A 23,026-nucleotide genomic window follows, 5' to 3' on the forward strand; every position below is an offset into this window, starting at 1 on the left:
GGCTCAAGCCGGGCCCACTGGCCGTTCGTTAGATCACCACGTCCCACGACATGCGATCATCAACGAGCAAGATCCACTTTCGCAACAGGCCCTAGCTGGCCGCCTCGAAGCCGGCGTCTGCAGCTGGAGGACATGGTCTCCGTACTCCAGGATCGCTGCACCCTGCTGAAAGGCGAGCGCGGCCGACAAGAAGCGACGCCTCAGCAGGAGAGCGGTGCTTCCTGCGCGGTCACACCGTCCGGCTCGTCGGAAGCCTCCCAGCGCAACAGGTCTCCCGGCTGGCAGTCGAGCGCTTCACAGAGCGCGGCGAGGGTCGCGAAGCGCACGGCCTTGGCACGGCCGTTCTTGAGGACTGCCAGGTTGGCCGGGGTGATCCCGACGCGTTCGGCGAGTTCACCCACGGACATCTTCCGCCTGGCCAGCATCACGTCGATGTCGACGACGATCGGCATCAGATCACCTCGTCCAGCTCGGCCTTCATCTGTGTCGCCTCGATGTCGCGCGCGACGGCCTGAGCCAGCAGGGTCCGCAGGACGAGCACGATGAGGGCAACCCCGAACACCGCCAGACCGATCACGCCGATCAACAGGACGATCCCCGGAGCGACGGCCTCACCCGGCGCCAAGACGACGCCAAGCATCCACAGAAGCAGTGCGGCTCCCACGAAAGCGCTGGTCACGAGATCGACGTACCGGAAAGCGGAGCGGGAGAACACCTTTCCGCATCGGGCCATCGTCACCAGCCGCCACACACAGGCCAGTACGACCTCGGCGCACGCGATCCCCAGGAGAACGATGACCAGGACGGGAACGCGGGGGAGGCCTTCGGCGTCGCTGCCACCGCCCCCCGTCTCACGGAACAGCAGCATCATCATCACCACCTGCAGCAACACAGAACCGGCGAGCAACGCCACCATCACCGAGCGCAGCGCGAACACTGTCAGTTTCCCCATGAACCCTCCTCCTATCGAAAGGCAATATTAATCTATCGTTTCTCGATAGAAAAGTCTGAAGGTTCTGCCCGCGAGGTTCGGGCCCTGACGGACCGGGCACGGACGCCTCGCCTGCTGGGCCATCCAGGCCGCCCCCCGGGGTACGCGTCCTCACCTCGCTCCCGGCAGCGGCCGACGACGCTCACGACATCAGCTGGACCCTGCCGGTGGACTCCACCAACTGCCGCAACCAGCCCGCCGCGGATAAGCCGCCCGTGACGGCCAGGAGTGGTGACCAGGTTCCGGGGCGCGTCACTCCTATCGTGGAGCATGACAACCGAGGTCGGCGCCGAGGCGGGCAGCACATGAGGAATCCGCAGATCGACTACGGGGCGGTCTTCCATGCCCTGCCCGGCATGGTGGCCCTGCTCACCCCTGACCTGCTGTACGCGGACGCCAACGAGGACTTCCTCCGGCTTGCCGGGCGCACCCGCGACCAGCTGGTGGGCCGCTACATCTTCGACGTCTTCCCCGAGCACCCCGGCGAACCGGCCGCGGCCGGCATGCGGGAGACCCGGGAGTCGATGCTGCGTGTGGTGGCCTCCGGCGAGCGCGACACCATGGCGCTGTTGCGATACGACATCGAGGAGACCGATCGGCCGGGACGCTGGGTGGAGCACTTCTGGAGTCCGGTCAACGCACCCGTGTTCGGCTCGGACGGAAGCGTGATGCTGATCGTGCACCGGGTGGAGGAGGTCACCGAACTCGTCCGTGCCCGCGGCGGCCCGGGCGGAGACGCACGCGTGAGCGTTCTGGAGGCCGAGCTCTACACCCGTGCCCGGGAACTGCAGGACATCAACGAACGCCTGCGCCTCTCGCAGGCGCGTGACCGTGAGGTCGCCCTGGCCCTGCAGGCGGCGATGCTGCCCGTCCCGACGCCGGTCGGCCATCACCAGGCAGCCGTCCGCTACCAGCCCGCCGTCGACGCCCTGAACGTGTGCGGCGACTGGTACGACCTGGTCGACCTGCCCGGTGACCGCATCGCGGTCGCCGTCGGCGATGTCGTCGGCCACGGCCTGGAAGCGGCCTGCGTCATGGGGCAGTTGCGAAGCGCGCTGAGCGCCGCCGCCCGTGTCGCCGACGGCCCGGCCCGGGCCCTGGAAGCCCTCGGGCTGTACGCCCGCAGCGTCGAGGGGGCCGAGTCGACCACGGTGGTGAATGCCTTCATCGACTGGGACACCCACACCATCACGTACAGCAGCGCGGGCCATCCCCCACCGGCACTGCTCGACCCCGACGGCACGGTGACCTTTCTCGACCAGGCGACCGATCCACCCCTCGGCGCCCGCCCCGACCACGTTCCACGACCGGAGGGCAGCAGGACGTTCACCGACGGCGCCACCCTGGTGCTGTACACCGACGGACTGATCGAGCGACGCACGGAGGACATCGACACCGGCCTGGGCCGCCTCGCCGCCTCCCTCAGCCGGCACGGACGAGCCGGAGCGGAGGAACTGGCCGACGCCCTCCTTGCCGACCTGCTCCCGCCTGAGGGCAACACCGACGACACGGCGCTGGTCGTCCTCCGCCTTTGACCCGCACCGTAGGAGCCCACCGAACGCCGCCCTTGTCGGAGCACCTTCATCGGGTCCGCTCAGGCATTCGCAGGAATTGCCTCACCCGACAGGGTGACAAGACCGGCCGAGAGGCGGGGGCCTCTCGCGTGCCGTGGGTCGCGACCGTGACCGAAGCGCTTTCGTCGCGTCATGGGCCGGCGAGGGTGCGCCTGCCGTGCCGGCGGAGACGTCAGGTCGGGCCGGGGGTTCTCCCCGGCCGGCCCGGCCATGAGCTACTGCCGGCCCGGTATCGAGGGCGCCGACGAGAAGGGCGGAGTGGAGGGCAGATCGGCTACTTCCGCCGCAACCACTTCACCCGGTGCCCGAGGTCGACACGCTGGCCTGGCCGAACGAACTCGTCGACCAGTGGGATCTTCACGACGGACGGCGCCGGATCGGCTCGCGGCCGCGGACGATCGACGAGTACTTCGAGGCCGAGCGGCCACTGCTGATGCCGCTGCCGGAGGAGCCGTTCGAGACAGGTCGGCTGTTCACTCCGAGGGTCGACCGCTACAGCCAGGTCGCGGTCCGCACGAACCGCTGTTCGGTGCCGGTCCGGCTGATCGGCAAGCGGGTCCGGGGCGTGCTGCACGCCTCTCACCTGGTCCACCGCGGACTACGAGGAGCTGCGCGCCTTCCTCGCCGCCGAGGGCGGCATCGCCCGCTGGCAGCTTCCGGAGCGACCGGAACGTGGAAGTGGCCCGGCACGAGCGTCTGATCGCGAAGGGCGGCTGCCGCCTATTTCTGGACCCCTCGAGGCCCTGATCCGCAAGCCTGGCGAGCCTGGCGCGTTCCCCGGCGCCACTGCACTCGAACAGGCCCGCTCTGCGGGCAAGTTCACCCCAGTCCACGACGCCTGGTGGGCGGCGGCGGTCAAGGCCCACGGCGACACCGCCGGCACCAGGGCCCTGAGCAAGGTGCTGCTGGCCAGGCACATCTCGCACGAGCACCTCGTCGCCGGCCTCGCGATGGCTCTGCGGGGCGGGGCACTGACCGCGGACGCGGTCGCAAAGCCCGCAAGATCGCCCAGGCCGGCGACGAACCCGCCGGGAATCCTCCGTCGGCCGGTGCCGCGGGGGCGACCGTGACGTTTCTGCACGAATGGCGGCTCGCGCATCTTCCCCCCGGACACCAGGCCGCTGCCCTCGGTGACCCACTACGACCAACTGCTCCGACGCCGTCGCGCCAGCGGGTGTGAACACCGCGAGGGAGAAGCACAGTGTGACCCTGCTCCGCCAGCGAGGACTGACCGAGCAGGCCGCCAACACGGCCATCGACACCGCCTGCCGCCCCTTGTGGCTACCGTCGATCAGGAACGAGTTCTCCGACATCGCCGATCGGGCGCTGAAGGAGCAGATGACCTACCGAGGCTTCCTCGCAGAGCTGCTGATGGCCGAGTGTGACGACCGGTCCAGGCCCCGCTCCGAGCGGCGGAACAAAGCAGCCGGCATTCCCGGACAAGTCGCTGCCGACCTTCGACTTCGACGCGAACCCGAACATCGACGCGGCCACCATGCACACTCTCGCCAGCTGCGAGTGGATCAAGAGGAGTCAGCCGCTCTGCCTGATCGGCGACTCCGGGACGGGCAAGTCGCACATGCTGATCGCGCTGTGGACCGAGGCGGCGATGGCCGGCTACCGGGTCAAGTACGTGCTGGCGACGAAGCTCGTGAATGAGCTGGTCGAGGCCACCGATGAGAAGCAGCTCTCCAAGACGATCGCCCGCTACGGACGTGTTGATCTTTTGTGCATCGACGAGCTCGGCTACATGGATTCGACCGCCGAGGCGCCGAACTAGACCTTCAACGGCACCATCATCGAGACCGGCACAGACTCCTACCGCCTCGCCACCACCCGAGCCCGCGCTGAGGAGTCGGCCAAGGCCGGCTGATCCCTGCCGCTGCCTGCCTCGACGGCCCGCCGCCCGGAGGGCGGCGGGCCGTCCTCGCCGCACCCCGTCGTTCCGCCCGGCAGGCTCACTCAATCCACCGTCCGTGAAGCGGCCGCTTCGATGCCTGATGCCCGCAGCTTCCGCGCCAGGAGCTCCATCTCTGGCAGGGTCCCTGAGTACTGCCCGGTCAAGACCTGCTCCAGCACGGCCCGGACGCCGTCCAGGCCGATGCCGAGTTCCGCCCGCAGCACCCGCATGATGGCGGCTTTTTTCGTCGGCGGGGCTACCTGCAACCTCGCACGACCGTGCTCGGAGAGCAGTCGGCCACGCAGTTCCTCCGGCAGGTCACCGCCACACACAGCCAGGGCAAACCCGCAGGCCGGACACGTCGTCTCAACATCCCACCGCAGTGCCTCGCCCACCAGCGCCTGAACACCGCACCACTCCGCCTCGGCACCGCATCCCTGGCACACAGCGGAGTACGTGACGGACTCAACCAAGATCGACTCTTCCACAATCCCACCCCTCAAGAGGAGAGGTTAGACGGACGGCGGCGAACGTCCTTCCGGGGCGCCAACATGTCCCCTGACACCCGAGCCAGCGGTCCAGGCCGCGCTGGTCCATGTGCTGACGCTATCTCTCGTGAACATTCCGAGGCCCAGTGATCACCAACTGACGCCCGCACCGGCAGACAAACGCTGCTGCTGAACGTGAACAAAGCCGGGCGCACGAATCTGACCATGCGGCAGCTCGCGCCGCTGTTCGGGATCTCGAAGTCGGCGGCGGCCGGCTCATCGACCACCTCCGGCCGATGCTCGCCCTCCAGCCTCGCGAGCGGTTCGCCGAGGACACCCTGCTCGTCGTCGACGGCACCCTCATACCCACCCGGGACCACAGCATCGCCCAGCGGTCGAAGAACTACCGGTACTCCACCACCTCGGGCACGTGGGGTGGCATGACCGAACGCGAACGCCGCGCCCTGCTCAAACGCCGACCCACCGTGCGGTCCTGGACGCGGCTCCCGCATACGGCCCGCCAGCGGCACCACACCGCCACACCCGCCCCCGCACAGCAGCGAGCTAACTGACGGCTCGTGCTCGGCGGAATGCGTTCTTGTCGGGTTGGAGGATGCTGCTGAGCGGGATGGCCTCCAGAACGTTGAACGTCCGGGACATGGTGAGAGCCTCTGTGGGCGGCGACGGAGCGGCGCCGCTCGTTGATGTCCATGCTGTGACCGTGCGGGAGCACGATGGCGGCGGGGTTACGTCATGCTGCTCAGCGACGGCGTGGACGGCGATCCAGTGAGCCGTTGACGGCAGCCGTCTGACGAGCGCACAGGAAGGCGGAGGCGCGAAGGACGCCGAAGCGCCACTCAACTGAACTCTCCGGAGCGCGAAGCGAGCCTCTCGGGTTTCATCGACCAGGGCCCGCGCCTCGTCTGATATACGCGGCCGAAGAGAGAAGAACTGACGGTCCGCCAGCGACGCGGGCGGCGGGCGGGTCCCCGTCCGGGGGGCCTAACGGAACACTGCCGGGGAAGTGAGCAGCCGTCCCCGCCCGCTGGGCGGGCGCCCGACGAAAGCTGACGCCCATCTCTTCCCGATCCCTTCGGCCACCGGGCCGCCCGCCTGGCCTGCGATCACTCGGCCCCTCCACTGACGGTTCATCCGCAGCCGAGACCGGCACCGTCCCCGCCTGCGCCATGGTCGAGGAGACTCCGCCCCTGCCTTCTCCCCGCACCTTCCGTTCCCTATCGCGGCCGGCGGTGAGGGCGTGCGATCGCGGCTCGCGCTCCGTGGCCGCGACCGCCTGGGCCTGCTCCGCCCCGTCGCCGAAGCCCTGTGCATCCCCCACCTCCACGGGGGCGACGAGATCCGCTCCCCCGCCGAGTTCGCGCCACCCGAGGCCGAGGTGTCGGAAGAGGAGATGGAGGGCGCCCTCGCGCTCAGGGAGACTATGGCGGGCGAGCGCCTGAAGGACCTCGGCCACACCCTGAAGGACCACTACACCGACGCCCTGATCGAGGTCAGCCGCAAACTCGGCCCGGCGCAAAGCGTGGCGCTGCCGGTCGCAGGGACCGGCGGTGTGCCGGCGACCGGGGCGTCCGCCGTGGTCCTCAACGTGACGGCGACGAACGCGACGGCCGCCACCTACCTGGCGGCGACCACCCGCGCGGGAACCCCGACGGTCTCGAAGATCAACCTGCTGCCGGGCGGGACAGTGCCGAACCTGGTGGTCGTGCCGGTGGTGGACGGCCAGATCTTCCTCTACAACCACGCCGGTTCGACTGGTGTGATCGTGGACGTCTTCGGCTACTGCACGAACTGACAGGACAGAGCGCACAGAGGGGTGGCGCACCGTCTCGCGACGGTACGCCACCCCTCCGCCCTTTCCGTCACCGGCAGCCGGCGGACTCCTGACCTGCGCCGGAAGGGGAGTGGTCCGCGGTAACGGGCGCGGGGCCCGCACTCCCGGAGGCGGGCCCACTCTCCGAGCTCGCCGATCACAGACTCGTGTCCGTCCGCCGACGGCCGGTTCATCAGGGACTGTTCGAGGACCACCACCGCACCCGCAACGTCTATGAGATCCACCCCCACATCCTGGCGAACGATTACCCGGGCGCCACCATGGACACCCGCCCCCATGGGACCAGTCGATCAATTCCTTCGAAGACCTCTTCCAGGCGACATGCTCGGAAGAGTTGGAGCCCCGAAGGACTGGGGACGAACGGCCTGACTCCTCCCGACTACTGAGCCCCGGCCGAGCCTCGGGGGCCGCACGAAGCGGCCCGCGCTTCGTACTCTCGGCGGCATACCCGCTGCGCGTCGCAGGCGCTCCAACGGCTGAGTACGTCTCGCACTGCTCCTCGGTGAGTTCGCCGTCGAGCGAGAGCGCAGACCACAGCGCGGCCACCTCGCCTTGGCCACCGCCATCACCACCGTCCGCAGCCTGATCCGCCGGGCCTGGTACACCCACCGCTGGGACACCCGACCCACCAGCCCTCGCATCCGATAGCCCCAGCTCACCTCCTACTGGAGGACGCTGTCATGGGCGTCGGCTCCTGCCGCCAGGATCAGGGCGACCGCCTCGTCGAGGGCGGCGATCTCCTCCTGGGTGAGGGTCGGATTGGCGGCCCGCCGGGCCCGGGCCTCAGGCAGCAGCATGCCGTCGGTGCCGCCGAGTTGCCGTACCAGGGCGGGGAGGGCGGTCCGGGCGAGCTCGGCGGCGGCCGGCATGGTGAGCGCCGCCTGCGCGAGGATCAGCGCGGCCATCGCGGTGTCCAGGCCGGGAGGGCCCTCATGGGCGGTGGCCCAGTCGATCACCACGGGGCCGTCGGGGGTGAGGAAGACGTTCTCCGGGTGCAGGTCGAGGTGGACGATGCGGTGGGCGGGGTCGGCCCCGACCCGGGGCGGGATGGCGTGCAGTCGCAGCAGCAGATCGGCCAGCAACTCGCCCGCCTGCTCGCCGCTGAGCGTGCCCGCAACCAGCGCCTCACGCATCGTCGGCCCCGAGAGCCGCTGCATCACCAACTCCCCGGCCGCCGCGCCCGGCCACACCGCCGGCACCGGATACCCGTGCTCGGCCAGGTACGCCATCACGACCGCCTCGCCGGTGGCGTCCTCACCGTTGCGGTAGCGCCGCACGACCCGGTCCTCGTCGAGGGCGAACACATCCGCCGTCCGCCCCGCCCCGATCAACTCCCCGATCTCCACCCGGCAGAACTTACACCGAGCGCCGCCAGAGCTGCATCGACTTCCTCATCGCCCTGGCCACCGCCATCGTCACCATCCGCTGCCCGATCCGACGAGCCTGGCTCACCCACCGCTGGCACACCCGACCCCACCAGCCCTCGCATCCGACGGCCTACTGGCGGACGCTCTCAGCGCGCGAGACGGAAAGAAGCAAGCATTGGCGCGCTACCAGAACCAAGCAACACGCTTCCTGTCGCCGAGGGACTGTTCTCGGCGGTGACCAACACACGCTGCTGCCTCTCGGCGACAAAGCCATGCCGTCAGTGTCTGGAGACGCCGACCCGCGGCGAGAGCACGGCGAATCGGTCCATGGGCCGGGACGGCCCGATACCGATGAACTGGGGCGGGAGCGTTGGCCGTACGCTCTCGGCCATGTCGAATACGTCTTCCATACCCGTCCTGCGGGGGCGCGGGACCGCCGTCCTGCGTTCGGAGCAGGATGGGCTGGTGCTGGAACGCCCCAGCGAGAAGTTGACGATCCCCGTCAGGGCGATCGCCCGCGTCTACGCCGGGGAGCGGAGCGTCACGGTTGAACTGCGGGCCCTTGTCGGGGCGACGCCGGCCGTCCACCGGATCGAGGACGTGAGCGCGGCGGCAGCGGTCGCCTTCACCGACGCCGTGAACGCACTGTTGCCCCAACCGGTCGAGGAAGTCGACGGACCCGCCCTCGTCGAGCTGCGCACCTTCACCAGGACCTGGGTCGAGACGTACCGCGGCAAGGTCGGGCGCGTCCTGCTCGGCTGTCTGGGCGGGACCCTTGTCCTGGCTGTGATCACCGCCATCGTGGGCGACGAGAAGACCGCCATCGCCGGGGCTGCCTTCATGGTGCCGTTCGGTGGCATGGCTGTCGTGGGCTTGTGGTTTGGCGCGGTGTCCATAGGGCCTTGGTGGCACGAGACTCGCCTGCGCAGGCACGGTGTGACCGTGGTCGCGGCGCAGGCGGCGGACGGGCCGTGGAAGTACGAGTACATGGACAGCACCGGCACCACGCGTGTCTTCACCCACCCGAGTACTGTCCCGTCCGTCCAGGTCAGTTACGACTCGCAGGACCCGTCGGACGTGCTCGTACTCCAGGATTCGTCGACGCGGGCCCTCGACATCACCCTGGGTCCCTGCTTCTTCCTCGCCGGGCTTGCCGCGCTGGCAGCCACGATCGGGCTGTCCGTCGTGACCATCCTCGGCATCCCCCTCTCGTAGCCCAGACCCGCCCGCAACGATCCCCCTGGCGCCGGAGGCGACAGTGAGATTGGTCAGCTTGCCCCAGGTCATGGCGCCGATGGTCCCGTCCTGGGGGGGGAGGCGGTTGTTCTTCTGGAAGTCTTCACCGCCTCGGCGGTCTTGCGGCCGAAGTCACCGTCAGAAGACTGAATCGGGAGGCGTCAGCCTGGCCAAGCCTGTCCCCGCCACAAACTCGATCACCGACCTCCCCTGACGGAGGCGTCCGCCGGGGCAGCCGGGCGGAGTCAGCTTCCCGGCGTACCGCACCGAGCAGAAGCCGGCGGGGCGCGGGAGTCGGAGGAGATCGACCGCCTGCTGATCTGGACCGGCAGACAGTAAGAACCACCCGCACCGGCCCGTGCCCTCGGGCCGGCAGGCTCGTGGCGTCAGGCGACCCTCACCACAGGGTCTCCACGCCGGCCCCGTCAGCCCAAGGGATCTCGAACCTGGCTGGCGGGCCGATCCCCGACCGCGCGGGAAGCCGACCGGCAGGCCGCGAAGCAAGTCTGTCCGCGCTGCCGGCGGCCCGGCTTCCTGCAGACCGGCACCGGACGGTGCGGCCACTGCTCGCGCCGACGGCAGAGCAAGCAGCCTCCGCGGCAGTGCACCGGCTGCGGCCAGATACGACGCCATGCCGTCCTCGGACTCTGCTCAGCCTGCTGGCAGAAGCACCCCGACCGCCCCTTCGTCGCCGCCGAGAACCTGGCCTCGCGGCTCGTAGAGCCCGTGCCCTGGCTGGGTGACTTCGCCGGTCATCTCGCCGACCGGCACTGCGCAAGTCGCGCCTGCACCATGATCAGCACACTGGGCAGACTGCTGGACGACGAACACCCCAACCACCCCCAGGCCTTGCTGAATCGCGCTCGCCGCCCCGGCCGGTCGATGGGCTCCCTCGCCCGCGCACTCGAAGGCTTCTTCACCCAGCGTGGCCTCGCCCTGCCTACCGACCAAGCGCACCGGCTCGCCGCCGGACGCCGCCAACGCCATATCGACGCCACCCCACTCCCGCTTCAACCCCAGGTCCAGGCGTTCGCCGAATTCATGCTGCGGGCACGAGAGCGCGCTCTCAAGGCCGGCACTCTGCCTCGCACCGACAGCACCATCGAAGCGGCCCTGGCCATCGTCCGTGATCTCGCCCGCTTCCTGACCGGCACGCGCAACAAACAGGACTGGGCCCTGACCGACGTCCACGACATCGAAGCCTTCCTGGCGACCATGCCCAAGGCCCGCCAGCGCAGACTGATCGTGCTGCGGCAGTTCTTCCGCTTCGCCCGCTCCCGCAAGATCGTGCTCATCGACCCCACCCGGGGAGTGAAAGCCAAAGGCGCGTCAGGGTTCAGCGGCACCACCGTCGCAGTTGACCAGCAACGCCAGTTGTTCAGCCGCTGGACCACCGACACCGACGCGCACCCGCACGAGGCACTGCTCGGAATCCTGGCCCTCCTCCACGCGGCCTCCAGCAGCGAGGCCCGGCTCCTGCGCGTGGCCGACCTCGACCCTGCCAACCGGACCATCCGCCTGGGGCAAACGGCCGCATCCGGTGCCCATGGACCCGGCCAGCTGGTCGGCGATCCAACGCTGCCTGGCCCACCGCACGGGCCAGAGCACCGGCAACCCCCACGTGGTCGTCACCCGAATCACCAAGACCGGCCGGGCACCGGCCTCAACCGCCTACGCCAGCCATCTTTTGGACCCCTGCGGTGTCCCACCGCGAGCCCTGCTGAGCACCCGACTCGCCGACCTGGTGAACACCCTCGATCCAAAGCTCGTCGCCGCAGCCCTCGGCATGGACCCCGAAGGCGTCATGATCTACCTCGCCGACCACGTCGACGCCGGCCGGCTCGCACAGTGCGGGGAGAACACGCCGGGGTCAGTCACTGCGTGACCCGGCACAATGTCCCGGTGACTTTCTTTACCTGCGCGAACTGCGAGCACCCTCTCACCGGCGGCCTCCTGGAATCACAGGCTTCCCCGGCCAGCGATCATCTGTCTGACCATCGCATCGCCGAGCCGCGGGTGGCGCAGGGCACCTACGCGATCAACTACGACGCCACGCTGTTCATTCTGCATCCAGACGACGTGCCGGGAACCGCTCCGCACCCGGACGGCAGGCGTCGCAACGGCTGCTGCGGGCTTGACGGCCAGGACGGACCCAATCTCGTCTGCGCAGCCTGCGGCTCCGAGGTCGCCACCAAGGAATCGGACTGCTGGACCGACAACCTGGTGGCGCTGATGGCTGCCGCAGTCGGCAGCAGCTCGGAATCTCCGTCCTGAACCCGTTGACTTTCGGCGCTGCCTCGCACCAGTTCGCCGGAACATGTGCGCTTTGCCAAACGACTCGTCGGAGGCGATGGCGACGCTGTTCTTCTCTTCGCGTTCGGTAAGGACCTGGAAAAGGAGTTCGGCGCCGTGGCGGTCCGTCGATGCAGAGCAGGTCGACGCGGCCGTAGCGGGCGATGGTCTTGTTCAGCTGGTTCTCGTCCGCGGCTGCGACCAGCTCGTTCACGAGCTTGGTGGCGAGCGTATAGCGGACGCGGTAGCCCTTCATCGGGGCCTCGGTGCCGAGGGCGATCGGCATGTGGGACTTGCCGGTGCCGTAGTCGCCGATCAGGCAGGGCGGCTGCCCCTTCTTGATCCACTCGCAGCTGGCGAGGGTGTGGATGGTCGCGGGGTCGATGTTCGGGTTCGCCTCGAAATCGAAGGTCCGCAGGGACTTCTCCCGCGGAAAGTTCGCCGCCTTGATCCGCCGCTCCGAGCGGCGGCGGGCCCGGTCGTCGCACTCGGCCATCAGCAGCTCGGCGAGGAAGCCGCGGTAGGTCATCTGGTCCTTCGTCGCCCGGTCGGCGATGTCGGAGAACTCGTTGCGGATCGACGGCAGGCGGAGTCGATGGCCGCGTCGGCGGCCTGCTCGGTCAAGCCTCGCTGGCGGGGCAGGGTCATCGTGCTTCTTCCTCTCGATGGTCACCGCCGCTTGCGCGGCGGCGTCGGAGCAACTGGTCGTAGTGGGCCACCGAGGGCAACGGCCCGGTATCCGGCGGAAGATGCGCGAGCGACCATTCGTGCGACCTCACCGTCGCCGAAGGCTGTCCGAGAACCTGTGGATCCGGTTGCGGGCTCGGCCTCGGCCTGGGCGGCTTTGCGAGCCTCCAGCGCGACCGCGTCAGCGGTCATGGCCCCGGCCCCCAGCGCGGCGGCCAGGCCGGCGACGACGTGTTCGTGCTGCATGTTCCGCCCGAGCAAGTGCGCTTCGATCAATGCGCGGGTGCCGTCCCGCTCGGCGAGATCTTCATGGCCTGCGTCCCCCAGGCGTCGTGGACGGGGGTGAGCTTGCCTGCTGAGCGGGCTTGCTCGAGAGCGGTCGAGCCGGGGAAGGCGCCGGGCTTGCGGACCAGGACCTCCAGGTAGTGGTCCAGATCCAGACGGACAGCGCCTTTGGCGATCAGCCGCTCGTGCCGGGCCACTTCCACGTTCTGGTCGTAAACCACCAGGTGAGAGGCATGAAGGACGACTCGAACCCTCTTGTCGATCAGCCGGATGGGGATCGAGTAGCGGTTCGCGCGGACCGAGATCTGGCCGTAGCGGTCGGCCCTCGGGGTGAACAGCCGTCCGGTCTCGAAAGGTTCCTCGGGAAGCGGCATCAGCAGCGGCTGTTCAAGGGCGAAGTCATCGGCGATGGTCCTGGACCTGGAGCCGATCCGGCGGGCGTCATCCTGCCGGTCCCACTGCTCGACCATCCCCTTTAGCTCGGCGAGCGAGGAAACCTCGGGGACGGGGACGAAGTGGTTGCGGCGGAAGTAGACGGTCTGTCCCTCGACGCCGCCCTTCTCGTGGGCGCCCCCCACGCCCGGGCGGCAGGAGAAGCTCTCGATGCCGTAGTGAGACGTGAACGCCGATCCAGCGGTCCGCCTCCACCGTCGCCCGGCTCAGCCCCAGCACCCGGGCGACAGCCGCCGTGAGGTTGCATAGCGGACCTTGCTCCTTGGGACGCCGCCCAGCATCCGTAGCGCGTGGACATGGCCTTCGAAGAAGGCTTCCTGGCCGCACGAGGCGAACACGCGGTGGACGGCCTTGCCCGAATACGGCAGGCGTAAGGAGAACAGGTAGCAGGTCACCAGCTCGCCGGCGAGGCGGATCGTCACGTCGCCGAGTCCACCTCCGCCTCGTGACCGGGCTGGTGGGTCTGCGGGACGAACGCCTCCAGTGGGGCCTTGCCCGACCAGACCAGGATCTCGGGCTTCCGGGCGGCGACGTAGTAGCGGACCATCCCGTAGGAGACGTCGGCGCCGTGTTCCTCGACCAGCCGGTGAAAGATCCGCGTGACTGTGTGCCGCTGCTTGCGCGGCGCGTCCAGATCCGCCCGCAGGAGGCCGTCGATCATCGGCTCGTACGGATCCAGAGCCGATGCCCGCGGCGGCAGCTCCTTGCGCGGCTCCGGCCAAGCCGAGTCCAACGGCGGCCGCATCACCATCACCCTCGACGACCGCGCCGCGCCCGACCCGGACACCGGCAGCAACGACCAGGACGGCGACACCAGCGTTCATCCAGCCTGACGCAGGGGGGAGCAGCGACTGGTGTCCGGCGCATGACCGGGCACCGGGCATGGGCCTCGCAGTCACGGGCGGCTCTGTTCCCGCGACGGGGTGTGGGGCGGGGCCCGTACGAACCGTGGGGCCTTGCACTCGACCGTCAGCGGCTCATCGCCGCAGGGGCCCGACCTGTCCTCTGCTTCTCCCGCGACGTTCTATGCCTTCGCCGAACGTGGGCAGCGGTGGACTACGGACGACCCCGACGAACTGCTGCGCCGCCTCCAGGCCGACCTGCTGGCCGACGTCCACGTACATCTCGACGATGCTGCTGTCGTCGCCATCCGCCGGCTGGCGTCCGGCGACGAACCGCTCTGGCTCGTCCGTCGGCGCTCCGGTTGTACGATCCCGCCGCCGACGCCTGGTCGCCGTCCCGGGTCAGCAAGCGCAGCGGCACTCTTCTCCTTGCCGTCACCCGACGAGACGGCGGCGGCGTGTGCGGCGGACTGCGGGTTCTTCCGGCGATCCAGGGGCACACGGAACGTGCGATGTGGTCGGTCGAAGGAGAGACATGGCACGGGATCCCTCCCTGAGAGCCGTCGGATGGGCGCGCTCTCTCCCGCTCAGCAGCACCGTGAAGTCGGCGCGGAACTGGACCCGGGAGCACCTGGCGGCACTCGGCTGGGACCGGACGGCACCGGACCTGGTGGACGCTGTCGTCCTGACCGTCTCCGAGCTGGTCACCAACGCTCACGTCCACGCGCACAGCGACGCGCAGCTCATCCTCACCTGGGACGAGGAGTGCCTGCACGTGACCGTTCACGACGCGTCGCCGTACGTGCCCGAGCCGCGGCGTCCCACCGACGAGGCGCTCGGGGGACGCGGTCTGCTCCTGATCGGGGCGCTGGCCGACGACTGGGAGACCCGGCCCTGCCCACGGGGCAAGGACGTCACCGCCTGCTTCCGCCCCCGCCCGCCCACCGGACCGGCCTGAGGGTGCCTCCGGGTGCCCGGACGGCACGCCGGACTCGCTGGAGTCCGCAGCCACGCTCGACCGCCTTTGCGGCTACATTGTCCGCTTAGGCGGTTGACGGGATGGACCAGAAGTTCGCTGGGCTACGGGACGGCGCACGCAGCTCCTGGCGGTTGCGGTCGATCTTGGTCGAGAACCCGTGTACCAGGAGCTTCTTCATTCCACAGTTCCGTCCAACATCTGTGTTTGAGGATTGAGTTGGGCGTTGGCCGGCCAGGTGCGCCGTATCCCCAGTGGGCGCCCTCCCCGCTCTGCTCCACCGGCTTGCACCGAGCGGCGACGAGATCATGGAAGCCCGAGAACCGGGTGCCGGAATCAGTCTCACCACTCAACGTCTCGCCGTTGAGCCAGCAGATGTCGAAGATGTCGGTCTCGGTGTCGAGGAGGCAGCACCCAGCACCAGTGGTGGCGGTGAGGTCGGTGAACACCTTCCTGACGCTCGCGGACTGTACGAACCTCCGGCTCATGCTCGAGGTAGCGATGCGAGGCCGGCGCGGGGCCGAGTGCCTGGTCGACCAGGTCAGAGGCCGTGGCCGAGCTGCGAAACATACTCAACGCCACACAGACCCGCAGGACGTCGCCGACATTCCAACGGCTGGAACCCCTCCGCGGAAGTACTCGCTACCCTGGCCATCGCCCCTGCCCACGTCCGCAGACGCCCGGCCTGGTTCCTCGGCGCAGCCACCACCGCACTCCCCCGTTCTGCACTGGCGCGCCCTGCCCGCCCAAGACGGCCCTACCTTCGGCGCCGTCCCGCCCACTTCTCAGCAGTACGCAGAAGCCGAAGACAGGGCTCGCCGCATCCAGCAGCCACTCACCCGGATCGCAGCCGTCTGTCCACTGCAGCTCTGCCGGCGAGGGCAGGCCGGCACCGCCCTTCTCGGCGTGCCTGCCGCGTGAGTTACGTTCCCGACGCTGTCTTTTTGACAACCTCTGACTAGTCATAAGAGGCCTGGGATCGAATCCGCCACACTCCACCTCCCTACCCGCGACAGATCTTGTTCGGGATGCTCTCCCCTTCACCATGTACTCCGAAGCGAAGGTGGCCCATGCCCACTGCACACCGCGCACTGCGCCGGCTGGCTTGTGCCTGCGACGATCCGGTCGCATGGCTGAAGGAATGGAGACTGAGCCAATGGGGGGTGACCCTCCTACCGGCGGGGCGCCGATGGGATGCCCTGGCAGTCCCCGAACCACGGGGCGACGGGCTGTTGGACGCCATCGCCCACAATGGCCACGTTCCCAGTGGCCCTGTGGTGCGTGACCAAAAGCATCGTGAACTGGTCTTCCTGACGACTCGGGCCAGCCGACCCCATGAGCTGGAAAGAAGGGCCCGGCACCTGACCACTGGCACGTGGCTCGCTGTGCCAGACCCAGCGCGCACCGTGGACAGTCTCTCCTGGCTAGCAGCACCGGACGGATCCGGAAGACTCTTCTCGTCCGACGCCCTCCTCACGGCCCCCGCGCCGTGACCCTCGCCGCCACCAGCAGACGGGCCCTCGCTTACCTGCGCGCCCTGACGAAGACCACGCCGCGCGACGTCTCCGTCGCCCGCACAAGCCGTGACACCGCCTGCGGCGGACCGCTGTGCGCACTGCTACGCCGGTGGGCCTGGGAGGCCAGCCATGACACGTACCGCAGCGCCTTCTGGTTCGAACCCCCGGACGATGAACATCCCGCACCACCCCATACCTGACAGAGGAGCTCCTGCTCTCGCCCCGCCCTCCGTGGGGATCGGGGTGTCCGTGTCGCACACCCGAGCACGCCGCGGAAGCCCGCCAGGGCGGCCGGAACCAACAGCCTCCGCGCGCCCACGATGTCGACGAGGTCGTGCAGCGAGTCGACGATCCAGTCGGCCGCCGCGGCGACCGCGAGGTCGTCCGCCCACAGATGCCCCCACGGGCCCCGCCGCAGATGCGCCGCCCGTAACCCGAAGGCGGCTGCTGGGAACGTGCTGCTGTCCAGAGCCTCCAGCTCCTCTCCCTACGGCGCAGTGTCCTGGTCCCACAGCTCCAACCCAATCCCCCATCGCTCTACTGCCCGTGGACCGTGGCTGGGGACGTTCATCCGTACACACCTGGGGAGCCAAGGTCGTACGCCGACAGCCAGAGAGTCATCGATCCTCACGAACAGTGCTGTCGAAAGGTCTCCAGGTGTCGTCACACACGAACCAACGAGACCCTCGCCTCATACGCTGAACGACTTCGGACTTACTCCTCCTGGGCCTGTCGGCGCCCTGGCTGAGGTCACGGCCGTAGAAGGTGTCCACGACCAGCAGGCCGGATATCTCGCTCGGGAAGCGACGCGGGTTTCGGTCGAGCTGCACTCGTTGCACAGAAATGCTGCGTGACGCGCACACCCTGGCGTGCCGTCCGACCCTAGATTCCCTGTTGTCGGACACCTGCCCGGGCGGCGGCGCTGCCGTGGGGGCGTCGATCCTCATGATCTTGCAGGGCCGCGTGGCCGGGTGGACGTCGCGGACGGGTGAACCCGCCCTTCCGGCCGGCAACCCATCACCGCCACCTCCGCCCGCGGGGGTGGGAGGACCTTCGAGGAAGACCGAGATGATACGCAAGGCGTCAGCCCTACTCATCGCACTGTTCACCGTGCTCGGTGTCAGTGTCCTGTCGACCGGCACGGCCAACGCTGCCGGCAACCGGCTCTACAACCTGGGCAGCTGCGCCACTCCCGAGGGCAACAGCACCGCCAACGGCGCCGTCATCACCGTCTGGTCGTGCACAGGCAGCAACCTGCAGAACTGGCACTGGCTCAACCAGCACATCGTGCACGACGTCAGCGGCAAGTGCCTGACCCCGCAGGGCAACGCCTCCGCCACCAACGGTACCGTCCTCACCCTGTGGACCTGTGACTGGAGCGACAGCAGCCCGCAGGTGTTCATCGGCAACTCCAGCCGGACGTGGACGAAGTTCGGGGGCAAGTGCATCACGAACAAGGGCAACTCCTCGGCCAACGGAACCTGGCTGACGCTGTGGACCTGCAACCCGGAGTTCAACACCGCCCAGGCATGGGGCCTCGTCTACTGACGACTTTGCGGCGGGGTGGGGGCGGTTGGCGCTCTCACCCCGCACCCGTCCTCGCCTGCTCCCGCCCCGGGGCAGCCGGAGCAACTCACGCCCGTCGCAGCCCGTAGGACCACACGGTGGTGTGCGGTGGTGCTTGCCAGGGGCGCGGCCGCGGCGGGGGCCGGCCACCATGAGGATGGATCAGGCCGCTCATCCGTGCTCGCCAGGCAGAGGGCGGAGGAATCGGGTTCTGCCGTCTGTGCGGAACCTACGTCGTGTGACGGCTCAAGTAGGCCTTGCAGAGCATCACTTACGTCGCAGAGCCTTGCGATCACGAACGGCGATGTGGGCCGGTCGCCGGATGCTCCCGTATCGATTGCAGAGGATCATGAAGCTCACCTTCTTCGCCCGTGCCCGGCACGGTCTGCTTGTTCTTGCCGCCTCCCTGGGCCTCGTCCTCGCCGCCTCGGCCGCTCCGGCCCAGGCAGCCACGCCGTCCATCATCTACCTGGGCACGGTGACGCTCCAGGTGAAGCACTCCGGGAAGTGTCTTGAGGTAGCAGACTGGAGCAGGGCGGACGGCGCGGCCGTCCGCCAGTGGACCTGCCATGGTGGCGACAACCAGAAGTGGTACCGCTGGGGGTTGGCGGGCGACGTCGATGCGTCCTATTACGTCAACGTCAACAGCGGCAAGTGCCTGGAGATCGGCGGCTGGGGGACCCAGAACGGTGCGACCGCCAACCAGTGGGGCTGTCACTACGGCCTCAACCAGCGCTTCTACGGCGGGGAGGGTTTGCGCATGGACAACGCGTACTCCCCCCAGAAGTGCCTGGAGATTGCCGACTGGAGCACGCAGGACGGCGCCCCCGCGCGACTGTGGACGTGCACGTACCAGCCCAACCAGTACTTCTACATCAGGGCGGTGTGAGCACTGGGCGGGCGTCGGGCACCTGCCCTACGCCCGCCCTTTCGCGCGGATGGACGGCCTTCCGCGCCGGGCGGGTACCCGTCGGAGTCCGGGGAGCGTCGCTCGTGCGGCAGCCGGTCGTAGGCGCTCTTCGCCGTGTGGCGCTGCTCGTGCGGTGCGGTTCGGTGAGATCGGCCGTGAGGACGTCATGGAATCGCTGCGGCCTGAAGGGGCTCACCGCGATCCCGCTGGCTGCATTGTCACCTTCGTCTGCCGTCTCCGATGCGTCTACGGCCGTGTTCGGGGCGGTCGAGGTGATGGCGAGAGGTCGGGCGGCAGGGGCGGCCGGTCCGGACTGCCGCCGCTTCTCGGACCGGGTCCACGACCGTTGCCAGCGCCGGATGAAGGACCTTCCGCCGGCTGAGCAGGGCTTTGCGATCCGGCACGCTCAAAGCCAGAACCCTCCCCTCACGTGACTGAGCGCGGTCCATGGCACAGACGGACAAGTGCGATGCTCAGAACCGCGAGCCATGCCCGGCCGGCGGGTGTGGAGGACTTTGTCCAGGGCGATGCCTAGTCGTGGGGGTCTGGCCTCGTACGCTTCGAGGCCGGCCCGGAGAAGGGAGGGGACGAGGTGTGCAGGTACCGGGCGAGGTCGGTGAACTGTGGCGCGTCCGGGATGCGCCGGCGGGCGATGCTGGGAAGGAAGGAGACTTCCCTGCGCTGCGCGGGGAACATGAGCATGCCGCCGGTCTCACCTCTACTCCTGAACTTGCCGTTCAGCCTTCAGCGTCCGGCGAAGATGAGCCGTTTTCGGCGGCGAGGGTGACCTGGGCGGTCCATGACCAAGGTTCCCGGGGCGGCTCCCAGCTCACCTCCACCTCGGTGTCGTGGAAGTCGCGCGCGAGTTCCGTGACCATCACCGCCGCCGCAGCCCGCGCGTCCTGCGGGTCGGTGTTGATCGGCACGTCCAGCCGACCGCAGAGATTTCCGCTGTCCGTGAGGACGCTGGTGCGCCAGCCCTCCGGCGTCGCACCCAGGAAGATCCCCTTCGGAATGCCCCAGGCGGGCCGCTTCTTCCTCTCCTTCTTGCGTCTCACCATGCCGCCTATCCAACATCGTCGAGTTCATGGTGATCAGTCTGGGTGGGAGATCAACCGTCGCAGCACGGGCTTGTGCCGGCCTTGCGCGGCAAGCCGAACCTTCAGGACAGATCGTCGATGAGCCCGAAGCCCTCCGGGCACTCCTGGAGGAACGCACGGCGAGCGGGGTTGGCCTCGGCAGCTGACATCTCTCCGAGCAGGGCGAGCAGCTCCTGCTGCTGATCACTCGGCAGCGTGCTGACCACGTGGGCGACGCCCTCCCTGACCTTGACCGCGTCATCCTGGTCCATCTGCTCGTCCTCGCTACCGTCGATGAACCATAGGACATCGACCAAAGCCTCGGCCAAGGCGCGAGACAGGGACGGGTACGAAGACGTCACGAGGGCCTCCTAGTAGATCAACGGCAGAGCCGGCCATTCCACCACACGCCGCTGACATCACGATCCGTGAGCCTCCACGGAAAGTGGAGCAGAGCCCGAGTTTCGGCAGCAGTTGTCCACGGTCCTGGAAGGCAGCCGGATCGGCCCCGGGGCAATGTTCATGAGAACGGGGAGCACCCGGCACTCCCGCCTTCTTGGGGTCGCGTTTCGCCCACGGGCCTGGTCACGGCCCTTCCGCCAGCCGCTGGGCTGTCCGCCAGCGCGGGACGTCATCATCAGGGACGTCCGGGGAAGCGAAGTGGAAGGGCACGCCCAGGTGGCTGGCCAGCGCCTGGCCGGCCTCGGCGGCGGCAACGCCAGGAGGAGAGCCGTCAGGGCGGTGGTGGACAGTCGCCAGATGGCCCTCGCCTTCCGGAGCGTCCAGGACCGCGACCAGCAGCACGAACCAGTCATGCACGGTATCGCCGTCCCACAGAGCCTCCACCGCAGCCACGCGGCCCGGGAGAGCTGCGGCACGCGCTACGAGAGAGGGGGCATCGAGCGGATCGGGCGGTGTGCGCTGCACCTGCTCCCCGAGCACCTCGTATCGCAAGTGCACCACCCGCTCGGCCTCGTGCAGGCCCAGCCCCAACGGACGCAGGGCCTCCCATACGGACCTGACTGCCGACATCCGGCGATCGCGCAGCACGTCGGCGTCGACCTCTCGGCGGGTCCGCTCTTCCATGTAGTCCCACCAGCCGCTCACTGGGTCACCGGCCGGGATTTCAGGGCATGCGTCATAGGTTCGAACGTACGCCAGGGCCCGTCGTGCGCCGCCCCCGCCGTCCCCTTGGTAGTGCGGTCGAATCTCGGGTGCTGGCTCACTTACCGTAGAGCATGCACGCTGAGTGACGGATCTCGGAGGAGTCAGCGTGGGGAAAGCTGCCTGGAATCGGCCCGTACCGCGTGCATTGCGGCCGACAGCCGACAGCGCGGCCGGGGGAAGAAGTGGTGCTCCGGCTGTATGTTCCGCCGCCCGGACCGACGAGGCGATACCGGCCGACACGCGTGGGCCCCAATCGCCGGGTACCACTGTGAGATCGGTACCGAGTCCGGCCGCCAACTGTTCCAGCGCTACGGCCAGGCTGCCCGCAGCAGCCAGATACGGGTAAGGGTCGGAGTCCACCGTCATAGTCTGCCGTCGCGCCGCCACCGAGCCAACGGCGATCAGACATCGCAGCGAGGCCGCGGGCACGCGACTCCGACTGTCCGTTGCTCACAGCCCGCGGAGCACATGGACATCACACTCAGTCAGCCCTGCACGAAAAGCGAGCCAGAACCCATCTCGTGCACGAACCCAGACGCCCCCCGGTCTCCCGAACGGACGCGGTGGGCATGACCGCCAAGTCCGGGGGCACACGGGCAGGGAGCGAATGGGGTCGCTCACGGGCCCGCGGTATCCCCCCACCCGCAGGGCCCGGCCGGGTGGAGACCGGCCCGCACTCGTGGTGTTGTGCGGGCCGGTCACCTGTATCCCGCCGTCAGTCGGCGATGTCGAGTTCGGAGTCGGCCCCGCCCACCGCACACGCCCTCACATGGCGGAGTTGTGGGTGAGGTGGCCGCGGCGTGAGCCGTCGGCCGTTGTGCTGTCCTGCCTGCGTGAGGGGGCGGGCAGGCGGTGCCCGTCAGTGTCGATGCGGGGGACTGCCGGATGACCGGCCGAGCTGGGTCAGCCTCGCGAGCCGGTCGCCGTAGGGCCAGACGACGTAGAGACTGTCGCGCGACCGCGGGGGCGGTGTGATCAGAAGTCCGAGATCCCCGGGTCGTCCGCATTCGGAGCCGGCCGCTGCGGACCGGGCCGGGCCGGTGGGGCCGGCCTCCGGCGCCGTGTGCGGACGCGGCGCGCGTGCTCCACCGTCACCGCCGCCGGGACACCGGCCAGGAGGAGGGAGAGCCCCACCGGGAGCACCCCCGTCCACACCGTCGGTGAGACGTACGCGGTGCCGGACCTGCCGTCCACCAACCACGCACGGACCGGCTGCGAGCGGATGTCGCCCTCGACGGTGACGTCGAACGACGAATTGCCGTCGTCTGAGGTGAAAGTGCCCGAGCAGGACGTCGACGTGCCCGCGTTGGCGACGGTGTTGTCGTACGTACGGCAGCGGGCTTTGGTCACGGTCCCGGGCTCGCCCCACAGCGCCGCCCGTAGCTCTCCGGTGAAGTTCGTCAGCACGACGTAGGCCAGAAGCAGCCCTACCAGGCAGGCCAGCGCCAGCCACCACGCAGGGCCGTCCTGCTCCGGTTGCCCGACAAGACTGTCCGCACCCTCGCTCATCCCCCACCCCCGGGTCGCCGCCGGACTTCCATGGTGACCGCTGCGGAGCACCCGCGGAAGCCCTTGCTCGCACCACCTCCGTCCTGGCAAGTTGACGGAACGTGGTGACCCGGGCGATCCGCTGAAGCAGCGACATCACGCTGCGCATCGCGATGGACGTACTCCATCGGCCCTCGCCCCTCACGACTTCCCACGGGCCGACGAATCGTCGCATGGACGCGCGAAATGAGATGACGTCTAAAAGAGCGTTTTGTCCCGGCAGGGCTGTTTGCTTACTCGGGCGACGAGGCCGCTTGGATGAGGTGATCGGGCGTGTGGCGATCGGGTCGTGAGAG

General features: G+C 68.9%; 20 protein-coding genes and 6 pseudogenes. 12 read left to right on the plus strand and 14 right to left on the minus strand.

Annotated features, from left to right (window positions below):
• Positions 1 to 200: 200 nt before the first annotated feature.
• Both ACGF1Z_RS35190 and ACGF1Z_RS35195 read right to left on the minus strand, forming a co-directional pair.
• On the minus strand, positions 201 to 452 hold the full coding sequence (locus ACGF1Z_RS35190; protein WP_393010665.1) for a helix-turn-helix domain-containing protein: 252 nt from the start codon (positions 450 to 452) through the stop codon (positions 201 to 203).
• Positions 452 to 952, minus strand: coding sequence for a DUF2975 domain-containing protein (locus ACGF1Z_RS35195; RefSeq protein ID WP_393010667.1), 501 nt, complete (start codon positions 950 to 952; stop codon positions 452 to 454). Before ACGF1Z_RS35195 ends, ACGF1Z_RS35190 begins: the two co-directional genes overlap by 1 nt.
• A gap of 344 nt (positions 953 to 1,296) precedes the next feature.
• On the opposite strand from ACGF1Z_RS35195, the gene ACGF1Z_RS35200 reads away from it, so the two are divergent.
• The 3 genes and pseudogenes from ACGF1Z_RS35200 to ACGF1Z_RS35210 all read left to right on the plus strand — a co-directional run bounded on the left by ACGF1Z_RS35200 (position 1,297) and on the right by ACGF1Z_RS35210 (position 4,438).
• A complete protein-coding gene (locus tag ACGF1Z_RS35200) occupies positions 1,297 to 2,526 on the plus strand; it encodes a PP2C family protein-serine/threonine phosphatase (protein WP_393010669.1) in 1,230 nt (409 codons plus the stop codon).
• A gap of 472 nt (positions 2,527 to 2,998) precedes the next feature.
• Positions 2,999 to 3,091: pseudogene (locus ACGF1Z_RS35205) on the plus strand (hypothetical protein); the annotation flags it as partial.
• Between the two features lie 677 nt (positions 3,092 to 3,768).
• Positions 3,769 to 4,438, plus strand: a pseudogene (locus ACGF1Z_RS35210) (ATP-binding protein).
• A gap of 89 nt (positions 4,439 to 4,527) precedes the next feature.
• Here ACGF1Z_RS35210 and ACGF1Z_RS35215 read toward each other — a convergent pair.
• Complete coding sequence (locus tag ACGF1Z_RS35215) at positions 4,528 to 4,953, minus strand: hypothetical protein (protein ID WP_393010671.1); 426 nt, start codon at positions 4,951 to 4,953, stop codon at positions 4,528 to 4,530.
• Between the two features lie 210 nt (positions 4,954 to 5,163).
• Here ACGF1Z_RS35215 and ACGF1Z_RS35220 point away from each other — a divergent pair.
• From ACGF1Z_RS35220 to ACGF1Z_RS35230, 3 genes and pseudogenes are all read left to right on the plus strand, one after another.
• A pseudogene (locus ACGF1Z_RS35220) lies at positions 5,164 to 5,372 on the plus strand (transposase family protein); the annotation flags it as partial.
• 6 nt (positions 5,373 to 5,378) lie between these two features.
• Positions 5,379 to 5,525, plus strand: a pseudogene (locus ACGF1Z_RS35225) (WhiB family transcriptional regulator); the annotation flags it as partial.
• A gap of 686 nt (positions 5,526 to 6,211) precedes the next feature.
• Positions 6,212 to 6,766 (plus strand): hypothetical protein, encoded by a 555-nt coding sequence (locus tag ACGF1Z_RS35230; RefSeq protein WP_393010673.1) that lies wholly within the window; start codon positions 6,212 to 6,214, stop codon positions 6,764 to 6,766.
• Positions 6,767 to 7,467: 701 nt separating this feature from the next.
• On the opposite strand, the gene ACGF1Z_RS35235 is transcribed toward ACGF1Z_RS35230, so the two are convergent.
• A complete protein-coding gene (locus ACGF1Z_RS35235) occupies positions 7,468 to 8,151 on the minus strand; it encodes a phosphotransferase (protein WP_393010675.1) in 684 nt (227 codons plus the stop codon).
• Positions 8,152 to 8,562: 411 nt separating this feature from the next.
• Between ACGF1Z_RS35235 and ACGF1Z_RS35240 the strand changes: the two genes are divergently transcribed.
• Positions 8,563 to 9,387, plus strand: a complete 825-nt coding sequence (locus tag ACGF1Z_RS35240; RefSeq protein WP_393010677.1) for a hypothetical protein — start codon at positions 8,563 to 8,565, stop codon at positions 9,385 to 9,387.
• Between the two features lie 672 nt (positions 9,388 to 10,059).
• On the opposite strand, the gene ACGF1Z_RS35245 is transcribed toward ACGF1Z_RS35240, so the two are convergent.
• Entirely contained in the window at positions 10,060 to 10,599 is a 540-nt protein-coding gene (locus ACGF1Z_RS35245; protein WP_393010679.1) for a hypothetical protein, read from the minus strand.
• Between the two features lie 355 nt (positions 10,600 to 10,954).
• Between ACGF1Z_RS35245 and ACGF1Z_RS35250 the strand changes: the two genes are divergently transcribed.
• A complete protein-coding gene (locus ACGF1Z_RS35250; protein ID WP_393010681.1) occupies positions 10,955 to 11,293 on the plus strand; it encodes a hypothetical protein in 339 nt (112 codons plus the stop codon).
• A gap of 443 nt (positions 11,294 to 11,736) precedes the next feature.
• On the opposite strand, the pseudogene ACGF1Z_RS35255 reads toward ACGF1Z_RS35250, so the two are convergent.
• The 4 genes and pseudogenes from ACGF1Z_RS35255 to ACGF1Z_RS35270 all read right to left on the minus strand — a co-directional run.
• Positions 11,737 to 12,348, minus strand: a pseudogene (locus ACGF1Z_RS35255) (ATP-binding protein); the annotation flags it as partial.
• 311 nt (positions 12,349 to 12,659) lie between these two features.
• Entirely contained in the window at positions 12,660 to 13,250 is a 591-nt protein-coding gene (locus tag ACGF1Z_RS35260; RefSeq protein WP_393010683.1) for a hypothetical protein, read from the minus strand.
• 81 nt (positions 13,251 to 13,331) lie between these two features.
• Positions 13,332 to 13,547 (minus strand): hypothetical protein, encoded by a 216-nt coding sequence (locus ACGF1Z_RS35265; RefSeq protein ID WP_393010685.1) that lies wholly within the window; start codon positions 13,545 to 13,547, stop codon positions 13,332 to 13,334.
• Positions 13,544 to 13,786 (minus strand): hypothetical protein, encoded by a 243-nt coding sequence (locus tag ACGF1Z_RS35270; protein ID WP_393010687.1) that lies wholly within the window; start codon positions 13,784 to 13,786, stop codon positions 13,544 to 13,546. Before ACGF1Z_RS35270 ends, ACGF1Z_RS35265 begins: the two co-directional genes overlap by 4 nt.
• Positions 13,787 to 13,829: 43 nt before the next feature.
• On the opposite strand from ACGF1Z_RS35270, the gene ACGF1Z_RS35275 reads away from it, so the two are divergent.
• Both ACGF1Z_RS35275 and ACGF1Z_RS35280 read left to right on the plus strand, forming a co-directional pair.
• Positions 13,830 to 13,958, plus strand: coding sequence for a hypothetical protein (locus ACGF1Z_RS35275; RefSeq protein ID WP_393010689.1), 129 nt, complete (start codon positions 13,830 to 13,832; stop codon positions 13,956 to 13,958).
• A 544-nt stretch (positions 13,959 to 14,502) separates the two neighbouring features.
• Complete coding sequence (locus ACGF1Z_RS35280; RefSeq protein WP_393010691.1) at positions 14,503 to 14,925, plus strand: ATP-binding protein; 423 nt, start codon at positions 14,503 to 14,505, stop codon at positions 14,923 to 14,925.
• Positions 14,926 to 16,776: 1,851 nt separating this feature from the next.
• Here the strand turns inward: ACGF1Z_RS35280 and ACGF1Z_RS35285 are convergent.
• Positions 16,777 to 16,923, minus strand: a pseudogene (locus tag ACGF1Z_RS35285) (HAD family hydrolase); the annotation flags it as partial.
• 605 nt (positions 16,924 to 17,528) lie between these two features.
• Between ACGF1Z_RS35285 and ACGF1Z_RS35290 the strand changes: the two are divergent.
• Together ACGF1Z_RS35290 and ACGF1Z_RS35295 are read left to right on the plus strand one after the other, a co-directional pair.
• Positions 17,529 to 18,008, plus strand: coding sequence for an RICIN domain-containing protein (locus ACGF1Z_RS35290; protein ID WP_393010692.1), 480 nt, complete (start codon positions 17,529 to 17,531; stop codon positions 18,006 to 18,008).
• A gap of 367 nt (positions 18,009 to 18,375) precedes the next feature.
• Positions 18,376 to 18,915, plus strand: a complete 540-nt coding sequence (locus ACGF1Z_RS35295; RefSeq protein ID WP_393010694.1) for an RICIN domain-containing protein — start codon at positions 18,376 to 18,378, stop codon at positions 18,913 to 18,915.
• 758 nt (positions 18,916 to 19,673) lie between these two features.
• On the opposite strand, the gene ACGF1Z_RS35300 is transcribed toward ACGF1Z_RS35295, so the two are convergent.
• The 4 genes from ACGF1Z_RS35300 to ACGF1Z_RS35315 form a co-directional block, all read right to left on the minus strand.
• Complete coding sequence (locus tag ACGF1Z_RS35300) at positions 19,674 to 19,997, minus strand: hypothetical protein (protein ID WP_393010696.1); 324 nt, start codon at positions 19,995 to 19,997, stop codon at positions 19,674 to 19,676.
• A gap of 101 nt (positions 19,998 to 20,098) precedes the next feature.
• Positions 20,099 to 20,287: a hypothetical protein gene (locus ACGF1Z_RS35305; RefSeq protein ID WP_393010698.1), complete on the minus strand. Its 189-nt coding sequence runs from the start codon at positions 20,285 to 20,287 to the stop codon at positions 20,099 to 20,101.
• A 313-nt stretch (positions 20,288 to 20,600) separates the two neighbouring features.
• The gene (locus ACGF1Z_RS35310; protein WP_393010700.1) at positions 20,601 to 21,101 is read right to left on the minus strand and encodes a hypothetical protein; all 501 of its coding nucleotides are present in this window, start codon (positions 21,099 to 21,101) and stop codon (positions 20,601 to 20,603) included.
• A gap of 1,056 nt (positions 21,102 to 22,157) precedes the next feature.
• Positions 22,158 to 22,691 carry a hypothetical protein gene (locus ACGF1Z_RS35315; protein ID WP_393010702.1) on the minus strand — a complete coding sequence of 178 codons (534 nt, stop codon included), beginning with the start codon at positions 22,689 to 22,691 and terminating at the stop codon, positions 22,158 to 22,160.
• Positions 22,692 to 23,026: the final 335 nt, after the last annotated feature.

The organism is Streptomyces sp. NPDC048018 (assembly GCF_043202995.1).
In the GTDB taxonomy this organism is placed as follows: domain Bacteria; phylum Actinomycetota; class Actinomycetes; order Streptomycetales; family Streptomycetaceae; genus Streptomyces.